The sequence below is a fragment of the [Mannheimia] succiniciproducens MBEL55E genome (genome assembly GCF_000007745.1).
Taxonomy (GTDB): Bacteria; Pseudomonadota; Gammaproteobacteria; order Enterobacterales; family Pasteurellaceae; genus Basfia; species Basfia succiniciproducens.
The window spans coordinates 1,102,165-1,124,187 of sequence record NC_006300.1 but is presented as its reverse complement, the minus strand read 5'-3'; the positions used below and the strand labels follow the sequence as shown (position 1 = coordinate 1,124,187).

The following is a 22,023-nucleotide window of genomic DNA, read 5'->3' as shown; positions in this document are numbered from 1 at the left end:
ACTAAATTTTAGAAAAGTATTTATACTAAATATCGTTTATTTTGGTAAACGCTTTTCAAGCTTTAACATTTATTTATTAACTTTATGAAGGAAAATTCCCTATGATGAGAATTCTTTTATTTTTAGCTACTAACGCCGCCGTGTTAATTGTATTTAACATTATCCTGAGTTTAACGGGAATTCGCGGTCAGGATGCCATGGGGCTGTTAATTATGGCGGCATTATTTGGTTTCACCGGTTCTATTATTTCCTTGCTGATGTCTAAACGTTCCGCTTTGGCGGCAACCGGTGCGGAAGTAATCGAACAGCCCCGTAACGATACGGAGCGCTGGTTACTGCAGACTGTACATTCCCAAGCGGAAAAAGCCGGTTTACCGAAACCTGACGTAGCAATTTATCATTCTAATGATGTGAATGCTTTTGCCACCGGTGCCAGTAAAAACAATTCGCTTGTTGCCGTCAGTACTGCGCTGTTAAATAATATGACCCGCGATGAAGCGGAGGGCGTATTGGCTCATGAAATCAGTCATATCAAAAATGGTGACATGGTCACAATGACTTTACTGCAAGGCGTGCTAAATACCTTTGTTATTTTTGCCGCACGCATGATTGCGCGAATGGTCGCTAATAATCGCAGCAGCGAAGAAAGCAATTCCGGTATTTATTTTCTCGTGGCTATGGTACTTGAAGTGGTTTTCGGTTTCCTGGCAAGTATGATTGCCATGTGGTTTTCACGTTTCCGGGAGTTCCGTGCCGATGCGGGTTCCGCAGAGTTAGCGGGTAAACAAAAAATGATTGCCGCCTTAAAACGTTTGCAGGCTATTCATGAGCCACAGGAAATGGACGGTAAATTAGCGGCATTTGCCATTAACGGCAAACGCGGTGGTTTCACGTCATTATTTTTGAGCCATCCGCCGCTGGAAAAACGTATTGAAGCGCTGGAAACAAGCAAATAATTAATTGAAATTTCAAAGGAAAGCACGTTATTACATTACGTGCTTTTTTTATGTCTTTTTATGGGAAAACGGCATCGTTAGGGAAATTTATTGATCTAAAATGAATTAACGCCATTTAGCTGATAATTAGGGTTTATTTTTTTACCGAAAAGTTTTACCCTTGAGCGATTTTTATCATGTGATCAATTGGAATAAATTAATGGAACATAATTTAACGGATATTATCAATATTTTTAATCAATGTTTTGAATCGGAATACAACACAAAATTAGAAAAAGGCGGCGAATATCCTATTTATTTACCTGCATTTTTAGATGAAAACGGAGTAAAAAGCGAACGCCCTTACAATGTAATTTATTTTGCCAGAGGCTTTTACAGCAGCGCATTGCATGAAATTTCCCATTGGTTGGTGGCGGGTAAGGAGCGCCGAAAATTAGAGGATTTCGGTTATTGGTATGAGCCGGACGGGCGTTCTACACAACGCCAACGGGAGTTTGAACGGGTTGAAGTAAAACCGCAGGCTATCGAATGGGTGCTTGCCACCGCAGCGGATTTTCGTTATTTTGCCAGCGCCGATAATTTAAACGGCAATCCGGGCGACACCGCACCTTCAAACAAGCGGTTTATAATCAGGTAAAAGAGTATGCGGATCGCGGTTACTTGCCGAAACGGGCGGAAATATTACGTAAGGCGTTAGTTGAATTTTATGGAACGGAAGACAGCATTGATTTAGCTAAATTTGATGTCGGTAAAATTTAGGTTTATTGCATAAATTACAAAAATAAAAGTGCGGTGAAAATTTCGAAAATTTTGAAATTTTCACCGCACTTTTTTATAGCGCTAATTCAATTAAAAATTAGAATTTAGGGCTGTAATAACCCGCCATTGAGCTATAAATGGCGTTTTCGTTTTGAATAACACTGTATTTTGCATTCAAAATAGACACTTGCGATGCACGTTCGGTGTTGATTGCGGAAAGCCAGTCTTTTAAGTCGGAAACACCGGCGTCATAGCGGTTTTTGTAGTACTGAGCGATACGTTTATCATAATCGTATTTTTGTTTCAGGTTAGTAAAGTTTTGCTGCGCTTGGGTGTAGGCAAAGTAATTAGTATCGATTTCATTCAACGCCGTGGTAATACTTTGTTCGTAGTTTGTACGCGCTGTGTCATAGGCGGCTTCCGAAATTTTCACATTCCATTTTACATGGTTCCAGTCTAAGAACGGCAGGCTGATACCAATCGTACCGGCTGCAACCGGGTTGTTAAAGGCGTTATTCACTCTGGTACCGCTTGAAGACAATCCTGCACCCAAGGTAATTTCCGGGAACCAGCTTTTTTGTGTCGCTTTGGCATCTTTAAACGCGCTGTTTAAACGGTATAAATAGCCGCGTACGTCAGGGCGGTTACCGATTGTAGAAACAGGAACGTTCAGGTTTACGCCGGCAGTTTGAACGTTAAGAATATTAGGAAAATTGATATTTAACGGTTCGCTTGGTTTTAAGTTCAATAAATTGCGCAAAGTCTGCTCGGCTGTTTTTTTCGCCGTTTGATATGAAATCAAGCTGTTGCGGGCGGTGAGAACCGCTTGTTGCGCCTGATCGGTGCTTGCGCGGTCTTCCACGCCCTGAGCTAGGCGGTTTTGCATAATGCCGTTAATTTGCGAATAATAGTTAATGGTGTCGTTGGTGGCATTAATGGCATCATTTAAATAAGCGATCTGGTAATAAGTCACGACAACCGAATTAATTAATGACAGGCGGGTTGCTTCCATATCCTGTTGCGTTGCCTGATAACTCCACTCGCCGGCGGAAGCGGCATCCGCCAAACGGCGCCATAAATCTAAAGTATAACTTACGTTCAATGAGCCGCCGTGGCTGATAGTGGAATTATCGTGACGGTCAATAGGGCGGCTTGCAGATGAGCTGGTTGAACCGTTAAAACTAGGTACTAAATCCGCACCCAACAAATTAGCCTGATAAAGCGCCGAGTTCACGGAGATTGCCGCTTTGGCAAGATCTTTGTTGTTGACTAAAGCTTGCTCGACAACACGGTTTAACTGAGCGTCATTATATAAAGACCACCAATTATCTTTCACATTAAACTGCTTGGTTACTTCCTCATATTGTTTGAAATCGTCTTGAGCGGCTTGATATGAATCGTCGAGATTGGCACAGCCCGCAAGTGCGGTCGAAAGAACCACAGCTAGGGCTAATTTATTGATTTTTAACATTAATTATTTCCTTTTTAGTGGAAAAGTGCGGTCAAAAAAATTCAAAAATTTTGACCGCACTTTGATACTTAAATTTTTATAAATGAACGATCGTTCAGTTTGTGCGATATTGTAACAGAATTTTTATTTTTTGCTACTATTCGCGTGCTAAAGCGGTAATCGGATCTAATTGAGCGGCATTTTTTGCCGGCATATAACCGAAAATTACTCCGATTAAGGTTGAGCAAAGCACCGCCGCCACAATGGAGAAGGTGGAAAATACCATGGTAAAATCAGTCATAAAGACATTAAATATACCGCCGATAATCAGGGAAAGCATAATTCCTGAAATCCCGCCAATCATACAAATTAATATGGCTTCGATTAAAAATTGCTGCAGAATATTGCTTTTACGCGCACCGATTGCCATACGTACGCCGATTTCTTTTGTCCGTTCGGTTACCGATACCAACATAATATTCATCACCCCGATACCGCCGACAATAAGGGAAATGAAAGCGATAGAGGAAATTAGCAGTTTCATGGTGCCCGTGGTGCTTTCAATGGTTTGCTTAATGGTATCACTATTCATAATAAAGAAATCTTTTTTACCATGACGTACGGTTAAATATTCCGTTAGACTTTTTTCAGCCACCGCCGTATTGACGTTATCGGCAATTTTCACTGTAATCGAATCGATTTTGGTGCCGCCGGTGACTTTGTTCATCACAGTTGTATAAGGGGCGTAAATATTCAATGAGCTACTGGCGGCGCCCATTTGGCGATCGGCAACCACGCCTATAATGCGGAACGGGCGTTTTGCAAACATCACGATTTTGTCGATAGGGTTGTCGTTCGGAAAAATTGATTTTTTCGAACTTTCGTCTAATAACGCCACTTGCGCGTTGTCTCTTACTTCTTGCGCGGTAATGGAACGCCCTTGTTTTAATGTCATTCCTTCCACGTCAAAATACTGTTCGCCGATACCTTTTAAATTAGTGGAGGTGAACGACTGATTGCCGTAAATTAACAACCCGCTGGAGGAGCTGTTTGGCGTCACGTTTTGCACATAACTTTGTTTAGCCAGCGCATTCGCATCGTTTACGGTGAGGTTCTGCATTTGTTCCGCACGTCGGTCACCAAAGCCGGTACCGTTAAAAATGGTCATGGTATTGGTACCAAGTCCGCTAATATTGGACAGAATTTTTTGTTGCGAACCGTTTCCCAGCGCCACCACGGAAACCACAGAGGTAATACCTATGATGATCCCAAGCATGGTCAGCAAGGAACGCATTTTATGGGCGATAATGGCACTGACCGACATTTGAAAGGCTTCCATCAACTGATCTTTGCTGAAACCAAAACGGGATTTCGCTTTAGACTGATTATTGACAGTATTTTGCACCGGATGCTTTTGTGTATCATCAATAATTTCGCCGTCTTTAATTTCAATAATACGGTTTGCACTGGCGGCAATGTTTTTATCATGGGTTACCATAATAATGGTGTGCCCTTCGCTGTGCAGTTGGCGGAGGATTTCCAATACGTTTTCACCGCTGTGAGAATCCAGCGCACCGGTCGGTTCATCGGCAAGGATGATTTCTCCACCGTTCATTAATGCGCGGGCGATACTGACCCGTTGCTGCTGACCGCCGGAAAGTTCGCTGGGTTTATTTTTTTCTTTGCCGTCCAAACCTAATTTTTTTAATAATTCTTCTGCTCGAGCAAGACGCTCACTTTGCGATTTTCCCGCATAAATGGCGGGTAGCGCTACATTTTCAGCCGCGGTTAAGGCGGATAGCAGGTTATAACGTTGAAAAATAAAACCGAATTTTTGGCTGCGCAAATCAGAAAGTTGATCGGAGGTTAATTCATTGGTTTCCTTACCGTCGATTTTATAAGAACCGCTGGTTGCGGTATCCAAACAACCGATGATATTCATCAGAGTGGATTTGCCCGAACCGGATTGACCGATAATTGCAACAAAATCGCCTTTTTCAATATTCACGGAAATATTTTTTAATACGTGAACGGTGTTTTCACCTTCACCGAAATAACGATTAAGTTCTTTAATTTCAATAATATTCATTAAAATTTCACCGCACTTTTAGCTAAAACATTCGAGGTCCGCGGCCTAAATTACCGACCTTTTCGCCGTCTTCTATTTGTGACAGGATAACTTTATCACTTTCCGTTAAACCGGATTTAATTTCAGTATGAAAATCGTCCTGTACACCAACTTGCACTTCGCGGCGTTCCGGCTGATTTTGAGCATTAAGGACATTCACATAATATTTGTTATCTTGCTTTTTTAACGCCATATTAGAGACGGTTAAGACGTTTTCCGCACGGGCAATTTTAATGGTGTTTTCGGTGGTCATGCCGATCCGTAATACGCGGTTAGGGTTATCTACCGCCATATTGGCATAATAATATACCGCCGAAGTAGAAGATGAAGAAGACGAACTGCTACTAGCGCTTGAAGTCGCACTTGCGTCCGTTGTGGTTGTGGTGGCGGGATCAACACTGTCGATGACGGCATCATAGGTTGTTGTGCTGTCGGATAAAATAGTAAAAGTTACCTGCTGACCGGCTTTAACCTTGGTGATATCACCTTCGGAAATTTCAGGTTTAATCAGCATTTTATCAAGATTGGCAACGGTGACGATAGTCGGGGTGGTTTGATTTGCGTTAACTGTTTGACCTTCGGAAACCGGCGTAGAAATCACCGTGCCGTCGATAGGCGAGGTGATTTTGGTGTAATCCACATTGGTTTCCGCCGTATTAACCTGAATTTCCGCTTGTTTGATGGATTCTTTTAAGGCGTCCACTTCCGCTTTTGCCGCATCTAAGGTATTTTTGGCACTGTTTAAATTATCTAAAGAAGTGGATTGTTGTGTATATAATTTGGATAATCGATTATAACTGGAAAGCGCAACATTATAGCCGGTTTGTTTGGCTTTTAACTGAGCCTGATAGCTGGCAAGCGCCGCTTTAGCAGTATTTAAGCTGTTAATCTGGGTTGTGGAGTCAATATCGGCAATTTTATCGCCTTTTTTCACCTCCTGACCTAAAGTTACATAAAGTTTGACGACTTTTCCCGAAACCTGCGCACCGACGTCAACTTCATTTGAGCTTTCGATAGAGCCGGATGCTACGACGGTTTTTTCAACATTGGAACGTTGCACGTCTTCAGTTAAATAGGTCGGCGCTTTTTTGCTTCCGTTCATAAAATAATAGGCACCGCCGGCAATTAACGCCGCAAGTACTGCAATGGCTAAAACTTTTTTCTTCATAATTTCCTATAATTTCTATTAGTTGGTTCGTCTGGAAAGTGTAGTAAACGATTATTAAGTATTTCTTAAGAACTAAGAATACAGATTGTCTGGTAAACAGCGGAAGATTTTATCACCAAAGTAAAAATAACTCTAATCTTAATGTATGAAAGGATAAACGACGGAACTCTTCATTTTGAATACGTTTGTCGCCGCTTTTGTTCTGCGCCCAAACAGTGTAGAATGAACGGAACTTTTAATCAAAAGACGATTAGTGAGAGATAGATGAATAATAACGAAATTCTTATCGAAGAAACCCGCCCGACAAACTTTATCCGTCAAATTATTGATGAAGATTTGGCTTCAGGTAAACATAATAACGTTTACACGCGTTTTCCGCCGGAACCGAACGGCTATTTGCATATCGGTCATGCGAAATCCATTTGTTTAAACTTTGGTATTGCGCAGGATTATCAGGGCAAATGTAATTTGCGTTTTGACGATACCAATCCGGTGAAAGAAGATGTGGAATATGTAGATTCAATCAAACAGGATGTGGAATGGTTAGGGTTCAAATGGGAAGGTGAGCCTCATTATGCGTCGGATTATTTTGACCAGCTTTACGGCTATGCCATCGAATTAATAGAGAAAGGCATGGCTTATGTGGATGAACTGTCGCCGGAACAAATGCGCGAATACCGCGGCACGTTAACCGAACCGGGCAAAAACAGCCCGTATCGTGACCGCAGTATTGAAGAAAATCTGAATTTGTTTGAAAAAATGAAAAACGGCGAATTTGCAGAAGGTGCGGCTTGTTTACGTGCAAAAATCGATATGGCGTCTCCGTTTATGGTAATGCGCGATCCCGTGCTTTATCGTGTGAAATTTGCCAGCCATCACCAAACCGGCGACAAATGGTGTATTTATCCGATGTACGATTTCACTCATTGCATTTCCGATGCTATTGAACGCATTACACATTCGTTATGTACACTGGAGTTCCAGGATAACCGCCGTTTATACGACTGGGTGTTGGAGCATATTTCAATTGAGCGTCCGCTGCCGCATCAATATGAATTTTCACGTTTAAATTTAGAAGGCACATTAACTTCTAAGCGCAAATTATTAAAATTGGTCGCGGAAGGTGCGGTGGACGGTTGGAACGATCCGCGTATGCCGACTATTTCCGGTTTGCGACGTCGCGGTTATACACCGGCCGCATTACGTGAATTCTGTCGCCGTATCGGGGTGACCAAGCAGGATAACGTAGTGGAGTTCAGCGCATTAGAAAGCTGCATTCGAGACGACTTAAATAGGAATGCGCCACGAGCCATGGCGGTGTTGAATCCGCTGCGTATCGTGATTGAAAACTTCACTGAAAAAGAAGTATTAACTGCGCCGAATCATCCTAATTATCCGGAATTAGGCACCCATGAAATGTCGTTTACGAAAGAAATTTATATTGATCAGGCGGATTTTCGTGAAGAGGCCAACAAACAATATAAACGCTTAGTATTAGGCAAAGAAGTGCGTTTACGTCATGCTTATGTCATTAAAGCGGAACGCGTGGAAAAAGACGAACAAGGCGGTATTACCACCGTTTATTGTTCTTATGATCCTGAAACGTTAGGCAAAAACCCGGCGGACGGCCGCAAAGTGAAAGGCGTGATCCATTGGGTGTCCGCAACGGAAAATTTACCTGCAGAATTCCGTGTCTACGGGCGTTTGTTCAATGTGCCGAATCCGGGGGCGGAAGAAGATATTTTAGCCGCTATGAATCCTGAATCTTTAGTTGTGAAACATGGCGTAGTTGAAATGAGTCTGGCTAACGCCGAGCCGGAAAAAGCGTATCAGTTTGAACGCGAAGGCTATTATTGTGCGGATAACAAAGATAGTAAAGCAGGCAATTTAGTATTTAATTTAACCGTAAGTTTAAAAGAAGGTTTTTAATGAAAAAATTGTTTCTCGTCATGCTCGCCGCAACTTTTGTAACGGCTTGTGCAAATAAAGACATCTATTTCAACGGTTCGGAAGGTTCTAATTCCGGTTTGAAATACGATCACAATACCGATTCGTTATCTATCAACAAATAATAAATAACGAATAATCGGTTCTAATATAAAGTGCGGTGGAAATTTTAAAAATTTTGACCGCACTTTTGTCGTTTTTTATTTTTCATTTAGTAAAAATTATGCAATTAGATCGGGAATTTTGGAAACATAAATCGCTCCTTGAAATGAACGAAAAAGAGTGGGAAGCCCTATGCGACGGCTGTGGTAAATGCTGTTATCGTAAATTTATTGAGGGCGGAGGCAGACGGGAACGTTTGTATTTTACTCGTGTTGCCTGCAATTTATTAGATTGTGAAACCGGAAAGTGCCGGGATTATGCCAACCGCTTTAAACTGGAGCGGGATTGTACGAAATTAACGAAGAAAAACCTGCCCGATTTCGGTTGGTTACCAAAAACCTGCGCTTATCGTTTATTATATGAAAATAAACCTTTATTTGACTGGCATCCGCTAATTTCAGGTAGAGCGGAATCCGTAATTGAAGCGGATATTTTAATTAAAAACGGTATTCATGAAAAAGAGGTTATTGATTGGTTTGAATTTGTCATTGATGAAGAATAACGCATTGTATTTAATTGAATTTGATAAATTAGCGATATTTAACTGCCTTTATTAAAATGTAATTTGAGTTAGATCACATAACCAACTAAAATAGATTGAGTTTATCGTTTGCTTGTATAAGATATAACTATATTGTCGAGTGAGTAAGCGGCAATGAGGTGGTATTATGAGCGAATTACAACAAGCGGCGCAATTAGGCATTGCCTTATCTTATTACGATATAGAGGGGCGCCTGATTCAGGCAAAAGAAGAAACATTGCAGTATTTTACCGCACTTTTTCAACCTTCGCCCGACGGCAAGAACAAAAGTACTAAGCAGTTTCATGATGTTTTTGTGATGAATGCGCAAGAGCGCGCAATCTATGAATTCCAACGTCTTGCTTTATCTCCCTCTGCCTGCGAATATCAACTATTCGATGAACAAAATAAACTTTGTGGCGTACAAACTCTCTCTGACCCAAAATCCCTTTCTTTGCCGCCCCTTGAAGCCGGCTATTATCTGTTAAAACTAAAATGTAATGATGCCGAATATCGTATTCGACTTTTAGTTCAACCCTCAACCGCGTATCAACCACCCTTGTTAGAACGTAAAAAAGCATGGGGGCTAAACGTTCAATTATATAGTTTGCGCTCAACCCGCAATTGGGGGATAGGCGATTTTGCCGATTTGCGTAATTTAATTAAAAGTGCGGTCAAATTCGGTGCGGATTTTATCGGTATTAACCCGCTACATTTGGTTTACCCTGCGGTACCCGAATGGGCTAGCCCTTACAGTTCGTCTTCTCGTCGCTGGTTAAACTGTATTTATCTTGATATTGAAAGCTTACCGGAATATACCTTATCTAAATTAGCTAAAAAGTGGCGAGTTGAACATAATGAGCAAATAGAACAATTGCGCAAAGCCGAATTAGTGGACTATGCGACAGTCAATCAATTAAAACAAAGCGCGCTTGCGTTACTATTTGATTTCTTTAATCGCAGTAAATCCGCACAAATTGCGGCACGGCGCACTGAATTTAACGTTTTTGTAGAAAATCAAGGCGAAGCCTTGTTATATCAAGGTTTATTCAATGTGCTGGATAGTATTGAACACGTTGATTTACCGGAAAATGAAAATCAAATCGGTTGGTTAGGTTGGCGAAAGGAATGGCAGCATTTAACGTCGAAAAAACGCAAAGCCTTGCTAAAAGAACACCAAAAACAAGTTTATTTTTATGCCTGGCAACAATGGTTGGCAGAACAACAGCTTGCCGAAGCGGAATCTCTTTGTTTAACCGAAGGTATGCAGTTAGGCATATACGGCGATTTAGCGGTCAATAGTTCAAGAGGCAGTTCCGATGTGTGGTCTGATCAAAAATTATATTGCATTAACGCTTCCGTCGGGGCTCCGCCGGATCCATTAGGCCCGGTAGGACAAAACTGGAATTTGCCGCCTTACAATCCGAATCAGTTAAAACGTCGTGGTTTCCAACCCGTTATTGATATGTTGCGCGCCAATATGCGACATTTCGGCGTTTTGCGCATTGATCATGTGATGGGTTTATTTCGCTTATGGTTGATCCCGGAAGGCAAAACCGCTGCAGACGGTGTTTATGTACATTATCCGTTCAATGAATTAATGGCGATTCTTGCTATTGAAAGCCAACGCAATCAATGCCTTATTATCGGTGAAGATTTGGGTACCGTGCCTGACGAAGTGCGGTCGAAATTGAAAGAATTTCAAATTTTATCTTATTTTGTTGTTTATTTTTCCAATCAAAACGGTGAATTCCCGCAAGGTAAAGATTTTCCGGTTAACGCGTTTGCTACTATCGGCACTCATGATGTACCGTCTTTAGCCGGTTTTTGGCATTGTCGGGATTTAGCCCTTTTTGCACAGTTAGATGTGTTGAAAGATGATTTATTAAAAGCAAAATATGATCAGCGCCTCACCGATAAGCAAGCCTTGTTAGACCGTTTACGTTTAGATGGGTATTTGCCGGCGGATTATCAAGGCGACGCACTAAACATGGCAATGCACGATAATTTAAATTTAGTGATTCACCGTTATTTGGCGGAAAGCGCGAGCCAATTGGTCGGTGTCCAGCTAGAGAACTTATTAAACCAAGAAGTTTCTTTTAATTTGCCGGGTACGTCTACGGAATATCCCAACTGGCGTAAAAAATTAGCGGTAAATTTAGACGATATTTTTAATGATGAACGAATTATAGCTTTACTTAAAACAATTAATTATGCTCGTTCGCAACCAAAATCATAGGAGATAATATGAAAAAATTAGTTGCACAATCTGTGATTGATGCCTTCTTTGACGGCACGCATTCAGATCCTTTTGCTGTTTTAGGTATGCATGAAACCCATAACGGGATTGAAATCAGAGTATTATTACCTGAAGCGCATCGGGTAATTGTGATTGATAAGGAAACGCATAAAGCTGTTGTTGAATTGGAATTAGTTGATGAACGGGGGTTCTTCAATGCTATTGTGCCGAAAGCGAATCAATTTTTTGCTTATGAACTACAAGTTTATTGGGGCAAAGAGTCGCAAATTCTGGAAGATCCTTATCGTTTCCATCCTATGATTAATGAATTAGACAATTGGTTATTGGCGGAAGGTTCGCATTTGCGTCCTTATGAAGTACTCGGCGCTCATTTTGTTGAATATGATAATGTGGCAGGGGTAAATTTTAGAGTGTGGGCGCCTAATGCAAAACGGGTTTCCGTAGTAGGTGATTTTAACTATTGGGACGGTAGAAGACATCCGATGCGTTTTCACCCGGCGAGCGGAATCTGGGAATTATTTTTACCGAAAGTCGCCTTAGGTCAACTGTATAAATTCGAGCTTATCGACAGCAATAATCAGCTTAGATTAAAAGCCGACCCTTATGCCTTTGCCGCCCAATTACGTCCGGATACGGCATCACAGGTCAGTGCGCTTCCGGAAATCGTTGAAATGACGGAAAAACGCCGTGCGGCGAACCAATCCGACAAACCTATTTCCATTTATGAAGTGCATTTAGGTTCGTGGCGACGTAATTTAGAGAATAATTTCTGGTTGGATTATGATGAAATTGCGGACGAATTAATTCCTTATGTGAAAGAAATGGGATTTACTCATATCGAATTATTACCGATTTCCGAATATCCTTTTGACGGTTCCTGGGGTTATCAGCCTTTGGGGTTATATGCGCCGACAAGCCGTTTCGGTACGCCGGACGGTTTCAAACGCTTAATTGAAAAAGCTCACGAATCCGGTATTAATGTGATTTTAGACTGGGTACCAGGTCATTTCCCAAGCGATACCCACGGTTTAGCGGCATTTGACGGCACTTCGTTGTATGAATACGCCGATCCGAAAGAAGGTTATCATCAAGACTGGAATACCTTAATTTATAATTATGGCCGCCATGAAGTAAAAAATTATTTATCCGGCAACGCATTATATTGGGTGGAACGTTTCGGTTTAGATGGTTTACGGGTTGATGCGGTGGCATCTATGATTTATCGCGATTACAGTCGCCGGGACGGAGAATGGGTACCAAACCAATACGGCGGGCGTGAAAATCTTGAAGCTATTGAATTCTTAAAACATACCAATTACGTACTCGGCACGGAATTACCGGGTGTGGCGGCGATTGCCGAGGAATCCACTTCGTTTCCGGGCGTGACCTTACCGCCTGAACACGGCGGCTTAGGTTTCCATTATAAATGGAATATGGGCTGGATGAACGACACATTAGAATACATGAAACTGGATCCGGTGTATCGTCAATATCATCACGGTAAAATGACCTTTGCTATGTTGTATCAATATTCGGAAAACTTTGTGTTGCCGTTATCCCATGATGAAGTGGTGCACGGCAAAGGTTCGTTAATTACTAAAATGTCCGGTGACACTTGGCAAAAATTCGCCAATTTGCGTGCTTATTACGGTTACATGTGGGCGTTCCCAGGCAAAAAATTATTATTTATGGGTAATGAATTCGCTCAAGGTCGCGAATGGAATTATCAGGAAAGTTTAGATTGGTTCTTGTTGGATGACGGTCAGGGCGGCGGCTGGCATAGCGGCGTTCAACGCTTAGTGAAAGATTTGAACAAAACTTACCAAAATCAGACCGCACTTTTTGAATTGGATACCAATCCGCAAGGGTTTGAATGGCTTGTGGTTGACGATAACCAGAATTCGGTGTTTGCCTTTGAGCGCCGTAGCAAGTCCGGTGAAGTGATTATTGTGGTCAGTAATTTCACGCCGGTTCCGCGGGATAATTACCGTATCGGTGTCAACGAACCAGGTAAATATGAAGAAATTCTCAATACGGATTCGGCCTATTATAAAGGATCAAATTTAGGCAATTACGGCGAAGTGATAGCGGAAGAGATAGAAAATCATGGCAAAGCACAATCTATTTCCGTTATGGTCCCACCGTTGGCAACGGTGTATCTACGTTTGAAAAAATAATTTAACTTAGATGAAGGGTCTGTTTATGCGTATAAGCAGACCTGTCTTGAGGTGTTAAAATGTTGAAAAATCAAACAGGAAAGCCTTATCCCTTAGGGGCGACTTTAGTTGAAGTAAATGGAACAAAGGGCGTAAATTTTTCAATTTTTTCTGCCAGTGCGAGAGCTATAGAATTATGTTTGTTTGATAATTCCGGCAGAGAAGTACGTTTCCCTATTTTAGATAAAACAGACGATATTTTTCATATTTGGGTACCTAATGTGCCTTTAGGCACTAAATATGGTTTCCGCATTCATGGCGACGAACGACATAACCCGAAAAAGTTAATGCTGGACCCTTATGCCAAAATGGTCGTGGGTAAACCGGATTTAACCAGCAAAGAAAATCAGGCATGGTATTTATTATCCGATGAGCGGGATAACAGCAAAATTGCACCTAAATCTATTATTATTGACGGCGAATTTGATTGGGAACAGGATAAACCTCTCAATATTCCTTGGACGGAGACAATAATTTATGAATTGCATGTGAAAGGTTTCAGCAAATTACGTGCGGATTTACCGGAAGAAATTCGCGGTACTTACAGTGCCTTGGCTCATCCTTCCGTTATCGCCTACTTGAAGGAATTAGGGATTACGGCGGTTGAATTGCTGCCGATTAATTTTTCAATCAGTGAATCGCATTTGCAAGAGCGGGGAATTAGCAATTATTGGGGTTATAATCCGATGGCGATGTTTGCCGTTGAACCTCAATATGCAGCAACGGAAGATCCGGTGCATGAATTCAAAACTATGGTTAAAACTTTGCATCAAGCGGGTATAGAAGTGATTCTTGATATGGTTTTCAACCATAGCGCGGAATCGGAGCGTGACTTTCCGACTTTTTCATACCGGGGAATCGATGAACAAACCTATTATTGGTCCGATGCACAGGGTAATTATTTAAACTGGAGCGGTTGCGGAAATTTATTGCATTTAGCGCACCCTTATATGCGACGTTGGGCAATCGATTGCCTGCGCTATTGGGTTGAAGAATACCATATTGACGGATTTCGTTTTGATCTCGCCACTAATTTGGGACGCGAAACGCCGGCATATAAGGCTCATTCGGAATTGTTTAAGGCCATGAGATTAATTTCCGGCTTTAAAAATACGAAATTTATTGCCGAACCTTGGGATATGGGCGAAGACGGTTATCAAATGGGGAATTTCCCTCCGTTTTTTGCGGAATGGAATGATCGTTTTCGTGACGACATAAACCGTTTCTGGTTATGGCAAAGCGGTGAGCTGGGCGCTTTTGCCGAACGGTTTGCCGGTTCCGCCGATATTTTTAAACAAGAGGGAAAATATCCTCATAATTCAGTGAATTTTATTACTGCCCATGACGGTTTCACATTACGTGATTTAGTCAGTTATAACCATAAGCACAATAATGCAAACGGAGAAGACAATCGTGACGGGCGTAATGAAAACTATAGCCATAATCATGGCATAGAAGGCTCTACGGACGGGCTTGATGAACCTCAAAAAACTGCGGTAGAAAATGCCCGAATTTTGAGTAGTCAAAGTCTGCTTTGTAGCTTATTACTTTCCAATGGTACCCCGATGTTGTTAGCCGGGGACGAGTTCGGTAATACGCAATTCGGTAATAACAACGGTTATTGCCAGGATAGCGGATTAACCTGGCTTAAATGGAGTAATTTTAATTTAGATTTATTTGAGATTGTAAAGAAATTAATTATTGTTCGTAAAGGAATCCAAAGCCTGGTAAATGACAAGTGGTGGACGGAGGGGAACGTTCGTTGGTTTAACGAGTTTGGTTCTTTAATGAATGTATCCGATTGGCAAGAACGGGGGGCTAAAGCCTTGCAGGTCTTATTGGACGAGCAATGGCTGTGCGTGGTTAATGCTAAAACGGAACTTCAGGTTTTTTCTTTACCTGAAGGCGATTGGAACATGGAAATCTCCATGACAGGCTGTAAGAATCAAAATAATCAGTTAATTGTAGATAATTTGTCATTTTGTTTATTACGTAGAATTTTATAGACATTTATGTCATTGATATCGGACTTACCAGGAGCAAATTATGAATAATGCTGTTCTAAACCAACCAAATAAATATGATCTTGTTAAAGATACACTAGTGCTTATCCTTGCGGGCGGACGAGGTTCCCGTTTACATGAGTTAACCGATAAAAGAGCAAAACCTGCACTATATTTTGGCGGCAATCGTCGAATTATTGATTTTGCATTATCAAACTGTATTAATTCCGGTTTGAACCGAATCGGTGTTATTACCCAATATGCCGCGCATTCATTGCTCCGTCATTTACAAACCGGTTGGTCTTTCTTACCGCAAGAACGCGGTGAATTTGTCGATATGCTACCGGCGCGTCAACAAATTGATGATAATACTTGGTATCGCGGTACTGCGGATTCCGTATATCAAAACCTGGCGATTATCCGCGGGCATTATAAACCGAAATATGTGTTGATTTTAGCCGGTGACCATATCTATAAAATGGATTACAGCCAAATGTTATTGGATCATGTCAGCAGCGGTGCAAAATGTACGGTAGGCTGTATTGAAGTACCGCGCGAGGAAGCGAAAGAATTCGGCGTAATGGCGGTGAATGAAACCTTGAAAGTAAAAGCTTTCGTGGAAAAACCGCAAGATCCGCCGGCAATGATAGGTAAACCGAATTCATCTTTAGCTTCAATGGGGATCTACGTATTTAACGCGGATTATCTGTACGAAGCGTTAGACCGCATTAAAACGCCGAACACATCTCATGACTTTGGTAAAGACGTCATGCCGCTGGCGTTAAATGACGGCGTACTTTATGCCCATCCGTTTGATCGTTCGTGTAAAGGCAGAAATACCGAAGGGGCGATTTACTGGAAAGATGTCGGTACTTTAGATAGCTTCTGGCAAGCTAACATCGACTTGGTATCAGAAGAGCCGCAACTGGATATTTACGACCAAACCTGGCCGATTCGCGGTAACCCCGTTCAGGCGTATCCGTCAAAATTCTTCTATGATGAGCCAAACTGCAAGCAAGTGGATAATTCGCTGATAGCCGGCGGTTGTATGGTAAAAAACGCCTCAATCAGCTATTCGGTACTGTTTGATAACGTGAGCGTAAATGCGGGTTCGTCTATTGAACAATCCGTTATTTTGCCTCAAGTGAAGATCGGTAAGAACTGTATGCTAAGACGTTGTATTATTGACCGCCACGTTCAAATTCCGGACGGTATGCAGATCGGTGTTGATCTTGAATTAGACAGCAAACGTTTCCGTATCAGTAAAAATGGTATTGTGCTGGTAACCGAATCCATGTTGCATAAACTTAACGGCAAATCGGTGGCTTCCGAAGCGCATTTAGACTAATAATGATAAAGTGCGGTAAAAAATCCGGAAATTTTATATAGCAATCGCATACAAAACTTTCCAAAAAAATACCGCACTTTTAGTGAGAGATATAAATGAAAGTATTACATGTTTGTTCCGAACTTTATCCTTTGTTAAAAACCGGCGGGCTTGCAGATGTGCTGGGCGCATTACCTGCGGCACAAAAAGAAATAGGTCTTGACGCTCGAATTTTAATTCCTGCATATCCCGCGATTTCAGCCGGCATTCCCGATACCGGCGTAGTGGCGGAATTTCATAATTCCGCTGCCGGTCATGTAGTGTTGCGCTACGGTGAATTTAACGGTGTCGGCGTATATTTAATTGATGCGCCAAACTTATATGCCCGCGAAGGTAATCCTTATCATGACCAATGGTATAACGATTATGCCGACAACTATAAACGTTTTGCCTTATTAGGTTGGGTTGGAGCGGAGCTTGCCACCGGTTTAGACCCTTGGTGGATGGCGGAAGTGGTGCATGCTCATGACTGGCACGCCGGCTTAACCAGCGCTTATTTGGCGTATAAAGGCCGCCCGGCAAAATCGGTATTTACCATTCATAACCTGGCTTATCAGGGCTTGTTTGCTTATCATCATTTATTTGAAATCGGCTTGCCTACATCCATGTTCAACGTGAACGGCTTGGAGTTTTACGGTCAGATTTCTTATTTAAAAGCGGGGCTTTATTATTCTGATGCGGTCACAGCCGTCAGTCCGACTTACGCCAGAGAAATTACCACTCCCGAATTTGCTTACGGTTTTGAAGGTTTATTGTCAACCTTGCACAGTCAAGGCAAATTAGTGGGAATTTTAAACGGCGTGGATGACAACATTTGGAATCCGAATACGGACGGTTATATTCAGGATCATTACAAATTAAAATCCATGACCGGCAAAAAGAAAAACAAAGCCGCGTTGCAAGCGCATTTCAATTTGCCGGAAAAACCGGATGCGCTGTTGTTTGTGATGATCACGCGTTTAACCGAACAAAAAGGCGTGGATTTGCTTATTCAAAGTGCCGAAAATATTATCAAACAAGGCGGACAACTTGCCTTATTGGGTTCCGGTGCGCCTTCTCTTGAATCCGCTTTATTGGGGCTTGCCCACAAACATCCGAAAAATATTGCGGTGAAAATCGGTTATGATGAGCCTTTATCTCATTTAATGGTTGCAGGCGGCGATGTGATTCTGGTGCCTAGCCGTTTTGAACCTTGCGGATTAACCCAGCTTTACGGCTTGAAATACGGCACTCTGCCGTTGGTTCGCCAAACCGGCGGTTTAGCCGACACCGTAGTGGACAGCACGGCGGAAAATATTAAAGAACGTCGTGCAACGGGCTTTGTGTTTAATGAGGCAAACTCACAAGCATTAAGCCATGCTATTTCCCGCGCATTTTCCCTTTGGAAAAAACAACGTACCTGGTTTACCGTGCGGACGGTTGCCATGGAGCAGGATTTCAGCTGGCAAATTTCCGCCCGTCGTTACGAAGAACTATATCGACGTATTTAGGTAATTCGCACTTTTTCTGAAATATGTAAAAGAAAAAGTGCGGTTACTTTTTTTGAATTTTTTATATTAGGAGTAAAGCAAAATGTTAGATAAAGATTTTATCTATGAAAGTCCTAAGCTGACGGTTGAGGCATTAAAACAAGCCATTGTTAGTAAGCTTGTGTTTGATATCGGTCGTTCGGCTCAAGAAGCCACCACCCGCGACTGGTTAAATGCCACGGTTTATGCCGTTCGCGATTTTGTTGCTGAAGGCTGGATTCAAACCGTTAATCAGTTCCGTGAAGAGAAAACGCGCCGCGTGTATTATCTTTCAATGGAATTTTTAATGGGCCGCGTGCTTTCCAATGCCATGCTTTCCGAAGGTGTTTATGACACCGCTAAACAAGCCCTATCCGAATTAGGTTTAGTATTAGAAGATATTTTAGAAAAAGAAGCGGATCCAGGCTTAGGTAACGGCGGTTTAGGCCGTTTAGCCGCCTGCTTTATGGATTCTATCGCTACCTGTAATCTGCCGGGCATGGGTTACGGTATCCGTTACGAATACGGTATGTTCAAGCAAACTATTGAAGACGGCTCGCAAGTGGAAAAACCGGATGCCTGGATTGCCAAAGGCGCGCCTTGGGAATTTACCCGAGCTTCTAAACGTTATCGCGTACGTTTTGGCGGTAACCTTCATTTTGAAGGTGAAAAATGCATTTGGACACCAAGTGAAGAAATCACCGCATTAGCTTATGATAACATTGTACCGGGATATGAAACTAAATCCGCGGCCACATTGCGTTTATGGACGGCAAACGCCGGCGATATTTTCAATTTAGCTAACTTTAATAAAGGGGATTATTTCGGCGCTATTGAAGAACGATCATCCATTGAAAACGTATCCCGCGTACTTTACCCTGACGATTCCACTTGGGCCGGACGAGAATTACGCCTGCGTCAGGAATATTTCCTGGTTTCCGCTTCATTGCAGGATATCATCAAACGTCATAAAAAATTCCATGGCGGAAAAATCGCCAATCTTGCGGATAAAGTCGCCATTCATTTAAATGATACCCACCCTGCGCTGGCAATTCCCGAATTAATGCACATTTTAGTAGATCAAGAAGGAATCAGCTGGAAAAAAGCCTGGGATATGACCCGCCGTATTTTTTCTTATACTTGCCATACATTGATGTCGGAAGCTTTAGAAACCTGGCCGATTGAATTAATGGCGAAAGTGTTACCACGTCATTTGCAAATGATTTATGAAATTAATGCGGAATTTTTAGAATATGTCAGAACTTATGTATCGGCGGACGTTGATTTTATTCGCCGTGTTTCCTTAATTGAAGAAGGAAATCAACGTAAAGTCCGCATGGGTTGGTTGTCGGTAGTCGGTTCCCATAAAGTAAACGGCGTTGCCGAAATCCATTCGGACTTAATGGTGAGTTCTACTTTTGCGGATTTTGCTAAAATTTATCCGGAACGCTTTACCAATGTAACAAACGGGGTAACGCCTCGACGTTGGATTGGCGTCGCCAACCCGAAACTTGCCGCTTTATTTGATAAATATATCGGTACGGAATGGCGTAAGGATTTGTCTCAATTAAGCCTGTTAAAACCTTATATCGGCAAACCTGAAATAATCGGCGAATTAGCGAAAATCAAATTTGCCAATAAAAAACGTTTGGCAAGATATGTGAAAAATACTTTGGATATTGAAATCAACCCGAATGCAATATTCGATGTGCAGGTAAAACGTATTCACGAATATAAACGCCAAATTTTAAACGTATTACAGATTATTTCCCGCTATAACCAAATGATCGCAAATCCGGAAAAAAATTGGCAATCTCGTGTCTTTATTTTGGCGGGTAAAGCGGCTTCCGCTTATTATACGGCAAAACAGACAATTCGTTTGATTAACGATATTGCCGAAGTTATTAATAACGACGAACGTTTAAAAGGTCGTTTAAAAGTTGTATTCATTCCGAATTATAGCGTAAGTATTGCGGAAATCATTATTCCGGCCGCCGATATTTCGGAACAAATCTCGCTTGCAGGTACGGAAGCCTCCGGTACAAGTAACATGAAATTTGCCTTAAACGGAGCGTTAACGTTAGGTACGTTAGACGGCGCGAACGTAGAGATTTTAGAAAATGTCGGCGAAGACAATATCTTTATCTTTGGTAATACGGTGGAACAAGTAGAAGAGTTACGACGTAACGGATACAGCCCGGTAACTTTCTATCAACAGGATGAAGAGTTGCGTCAAGCTGTTGATCAAATTGCGTTAGGCCATTTCTCTCCAAAAGAACCGACCCGTTATCAAGGTCTTATTGATTCATTACGCAATTATGACTATTATCAATCCTTTGCTGATTTCCGCAGTTATGCGGATATGCAGGCAAAAGTGGATGAAAAATATCAAGATCAAGCGGCATGGTTTAATAGCACGTTGGAAAATATTGCCAATATGGGATTCTTCTCATCAGACCGAACTATTCTTGAATATGCGGAACGTATCTGGAAGATCAAACCTTTAAAACTGGAAAACTAAAATTAGTTTAATCAAATTATTAACAAAAAAGTGCGGTAAATTTTACCGCACTTTTTCATTACAACATAGACGAATATTACAGACTGCTGACAAACCTAAAGATTTATTAAAAATTTATAGGGCACACTTTATGTCTGTCCATAACATATTGAATTATCAGTGTTATTATATAAAGGGCGGGAATAAATTCCGCCCCTACGAAAGACTTTCGTCAATAACCTGATTAGTTAGTTTTATCCGCTTTTGCTTTTTTCGATTTATATACTTTCCAGCCGACAAAAATAACAACAATCGCTAAAACGGCATAAATACCCATTTGCCCTTTACGGATTTGCGCTTCAATCCACTCATGATTATTACCACCGTGATAACCGAGATAAACCCAAATCGGTACGGAAATAATTGCCGCTAAGAAATCAAGAAAAATAAAACGAGGGTAGCTGACCCGGCGGGTAATGCCGGATACCGTATAAATCGGCGCCCGCAACCCCGGTAAAAAGCGCGCAACGAATAAAACCCGGTTGCCGTATTGTTCAAATTTATCTCTGACCATTCTTAATCGCTGTAAGGTCATAATTTTACGGATTGGGCGGAAACGCAAAATTCTTACACCGTAAATACGCCCCAACCAATACATTACACTGTCACCGGCTAATACCCCAAACATACTTACGAAGACCATGATATGCGGATTTGCATAACCTAAGCCGGCGATAATACCGCCTGAAACCAAAGTAATATCTTCCGGAATCGGCACACCAAAACCGCAAATAATTAATACGAGCAATACGGCTAAATAGCCGTAATTAATGAAAAAATCAATTAAAATGTCCATTTGGAGTTATTCTCTTTTTTCCGTAAATTCATCTATAAAATATGATTATATTTTGCCTTTTTTAGGGCAAAATAGCCAGCTCATTTTATGTAAATAATTGTCTATATTATGGTGATTTAATTTGATTTTTCTCTGTCGATTACGTATAATCCTCGGGCTCAAAGAAAGCCTTTGGGTCAGATTATGGAAATTGCTGGGTCGCC

At 41.7% G+C, this 22,023-nt stretch carries 14 protein-coding genes and 1 pseudogene; 11 read left to right on the top strand and 4 right to left on the bottom strand.

The genetic code is table 11. The features are described from left to right. The first annotated feature begins 101 nt into the window (after window positions 1-101). On the top strand, window positions 102-956 hold the full coding sequence (gene htpX / locus MS_RS05210; RefSeq protein ID WP_011200309.1) for a protease HtpX: 855 nt from the start codon (window positions 102-104) through the stop codon (window positions 954-956). A gap of 199 nt (window positions 957-1,155) precedes the next feature. Then, window positions 1,156-1,715 (top strand): annotated as a pseudogene (locus MS_RS05205) (elongation factor P hydroxylase). A gap of 97 nt (window positions 1,716-1,812) precedes the next feature. Here MS_RS05205 and tdeA read toward each other — a convergent pair. The 3 genes from tdeA to MS_RS05190 all read right to left on the bottom strand — a co-directional run bounded on the left by tdeA (window position 1,813) and on the right by MS_RS05190 (window position 6,461). Continuing rightward, window positions 1,813-3,186 (bottom strand): toxin/drug exporter TdeA, encoded by a 1,374-nt coding sequence (gene tdeA, locus MS_RS05200; protein ID WP_011200306.1) that lies wholly within the window; start codon window positions 3,184-3,186, stop codon window positions 1,813-1,815. Between the two features lie 136 nt (window positions 3,187-3,322). Further along, window positions 3,323-5,254, bottom strand: a complete 1,932-nt coding sequence (locus MS_RS05195) for a MacB family efflux pump subunit (protein ID WP_011200304.1) — start codon at window positions 5,252-5,254, stop codon at window positions 3,323-3,325. A gap of 22 nt (window positions 5,255-5,276) precedes the next feature. Continuing rightward, window positions 5,277-6,461: an efflux RND transporter periplasmic adaptor subunit gene (locus MS_RS05190; RefSeq protein WP_011200303.1), complete on the bottom strand. Its 1,185-nt coding sequence runs from the start codon at window positions 6,459-6,461 to the stop codon at window positions 5,277-5,279. 264 nt (window positions 6,462-6,725) lie between these two features. Between MS_RS05190 and glnS the strand changes: the two genes are divergently transcribed. The 9 genes from glnS (at window position 6,726) to MS_RS05150 (ending at window position 20,985) form a co-directional block, all read left to right on the top strand. After that, window positions 6,726-8,390, top strand: a complete 1,665-nt coding sequence (glnS, locus tag MS_RS05185) for a glutamine--tRNA ligase (protein WP_011200302.1) — start codon at window positions 6,726-6,728, stop codon at window positions 8,388-8,390. Further along, complete coding sequence (locus MS_RS11190; protein WP_011200301.1) at window positions 8,390-8,533, top strand: hypothetical protein; 144 nt, start codon at window positions 8,390-8,392, stop codon at window positions 8,531-8,533. Before glnS ends, MS_RS11190 begins: the two co-directional genes overlap by 1 nt. A gap of 98 nt (window positions 8,534-8,631) precedes the next feature. Beyond that, on the top strand, window positions 8,632-9,072 hold the full coding sequence (locus tag MS_RS05180; RefSeq protein WP_041640187.1) for a YcgN family cysteine cluster protein: 441 nt from the start codon (window positions 8,632-8,634) through the stop codon (window positions 9,070-9,072). A gap of 166 nt (window positions 9,073-9,238) precedes the next feature. Further along, window positions 9,239-11,329 carry a 4-alpha-glucanotransferase gene (gene malQ, locus MS_RS05175; protein WP_011200299.1) on the top strand — a complete coding sequence of 697 codons (2,091 nt, stop codon included), beginning with the start codon at window positions 9,239-9,241 and terminating at the stop codon, window positions 11,327-11,329. Window positions 11,330-11,337: 8 nt separating this feature from the next. After that, on the top strand, window positions 11,338-13,527 hold the full coding sequence (gene glgB, locus MS_RS05170; protein ID WP_011200298.1) for a 1,4-alpha-glucan branching protein GlgB: 2,190 nt from the start codon (window positions 11,338-11,340) through the stop codon (window positions 13,525-13,527). Between the two features lie 59 nt (window positions 13,528-13,586). After that, complete coding sequence (gene glgX, locus MS_RS05165) at window positions 13,587-15,572, top strand: glycogen debranching protein GlgX (RefSeq protein ID WP_011200297.1); 1,986 nt, start codon at window positions 13,587-13,589, stop codon at window positions 15,570-15,572. 40 nt (window positions 15,573-15,612) lie between these two features. Then, window positions 15,613-16,917: a glucose-1-phosphate adenylyltransferase gene (glgC, locus tag MS_RS05160; RefSeq protein WP_011200296.1), complete on the top strand. Its 1,305-nt coding sequence runs from the start codon at window positions 15,613-15,615 to the stop codon at window positions 16,915-16,917. Window positions 16,918-17,012: 95 nt separating this feature from the next. Continuing rightward, on the top strand, window positions 17,013-18,446 hold the full coding sequence (gene glgA, locus MS_RS05155; RefSeq protein WP_011200295.1) for a glycogen synthase GlgA: 1,434 nt from the start codon (window positions 17,013-17,015) through the stop codon (window positions 18,444-18,446). An 82-nt stretch (window positions 18,447-18,528) separates the two neighbouring features. Next, complete coding sequence (locus tag MS_RS05150; protein ID WP_011200294.1) at window positions 18,529-20,985, top strand: glycogen/starch/alpha-glucan phosphorylase; 2,457 nt, start codon at window positions 18,529-18,531, stop codon at window positions 20,983-20,985. A gap of 223 nt (window positions 20,986-21,208) precedes the next feature. Here MS_RS05150 and MS_RS05145 read toward each other — a convergent pair whose 3' ends face one another. Further along, window positions 21,209-21,820, bottom strand: coding sequence for a DedA family protein (locus MS_RS05145; RefSeq protein WP_011200293.1), 612 nt, complete (start codon window positions 21,818-21,820; stop codon window positions 21,209-21,211). Window positions 21,821-22,023 lie beyond the last annotated feature (203 nt).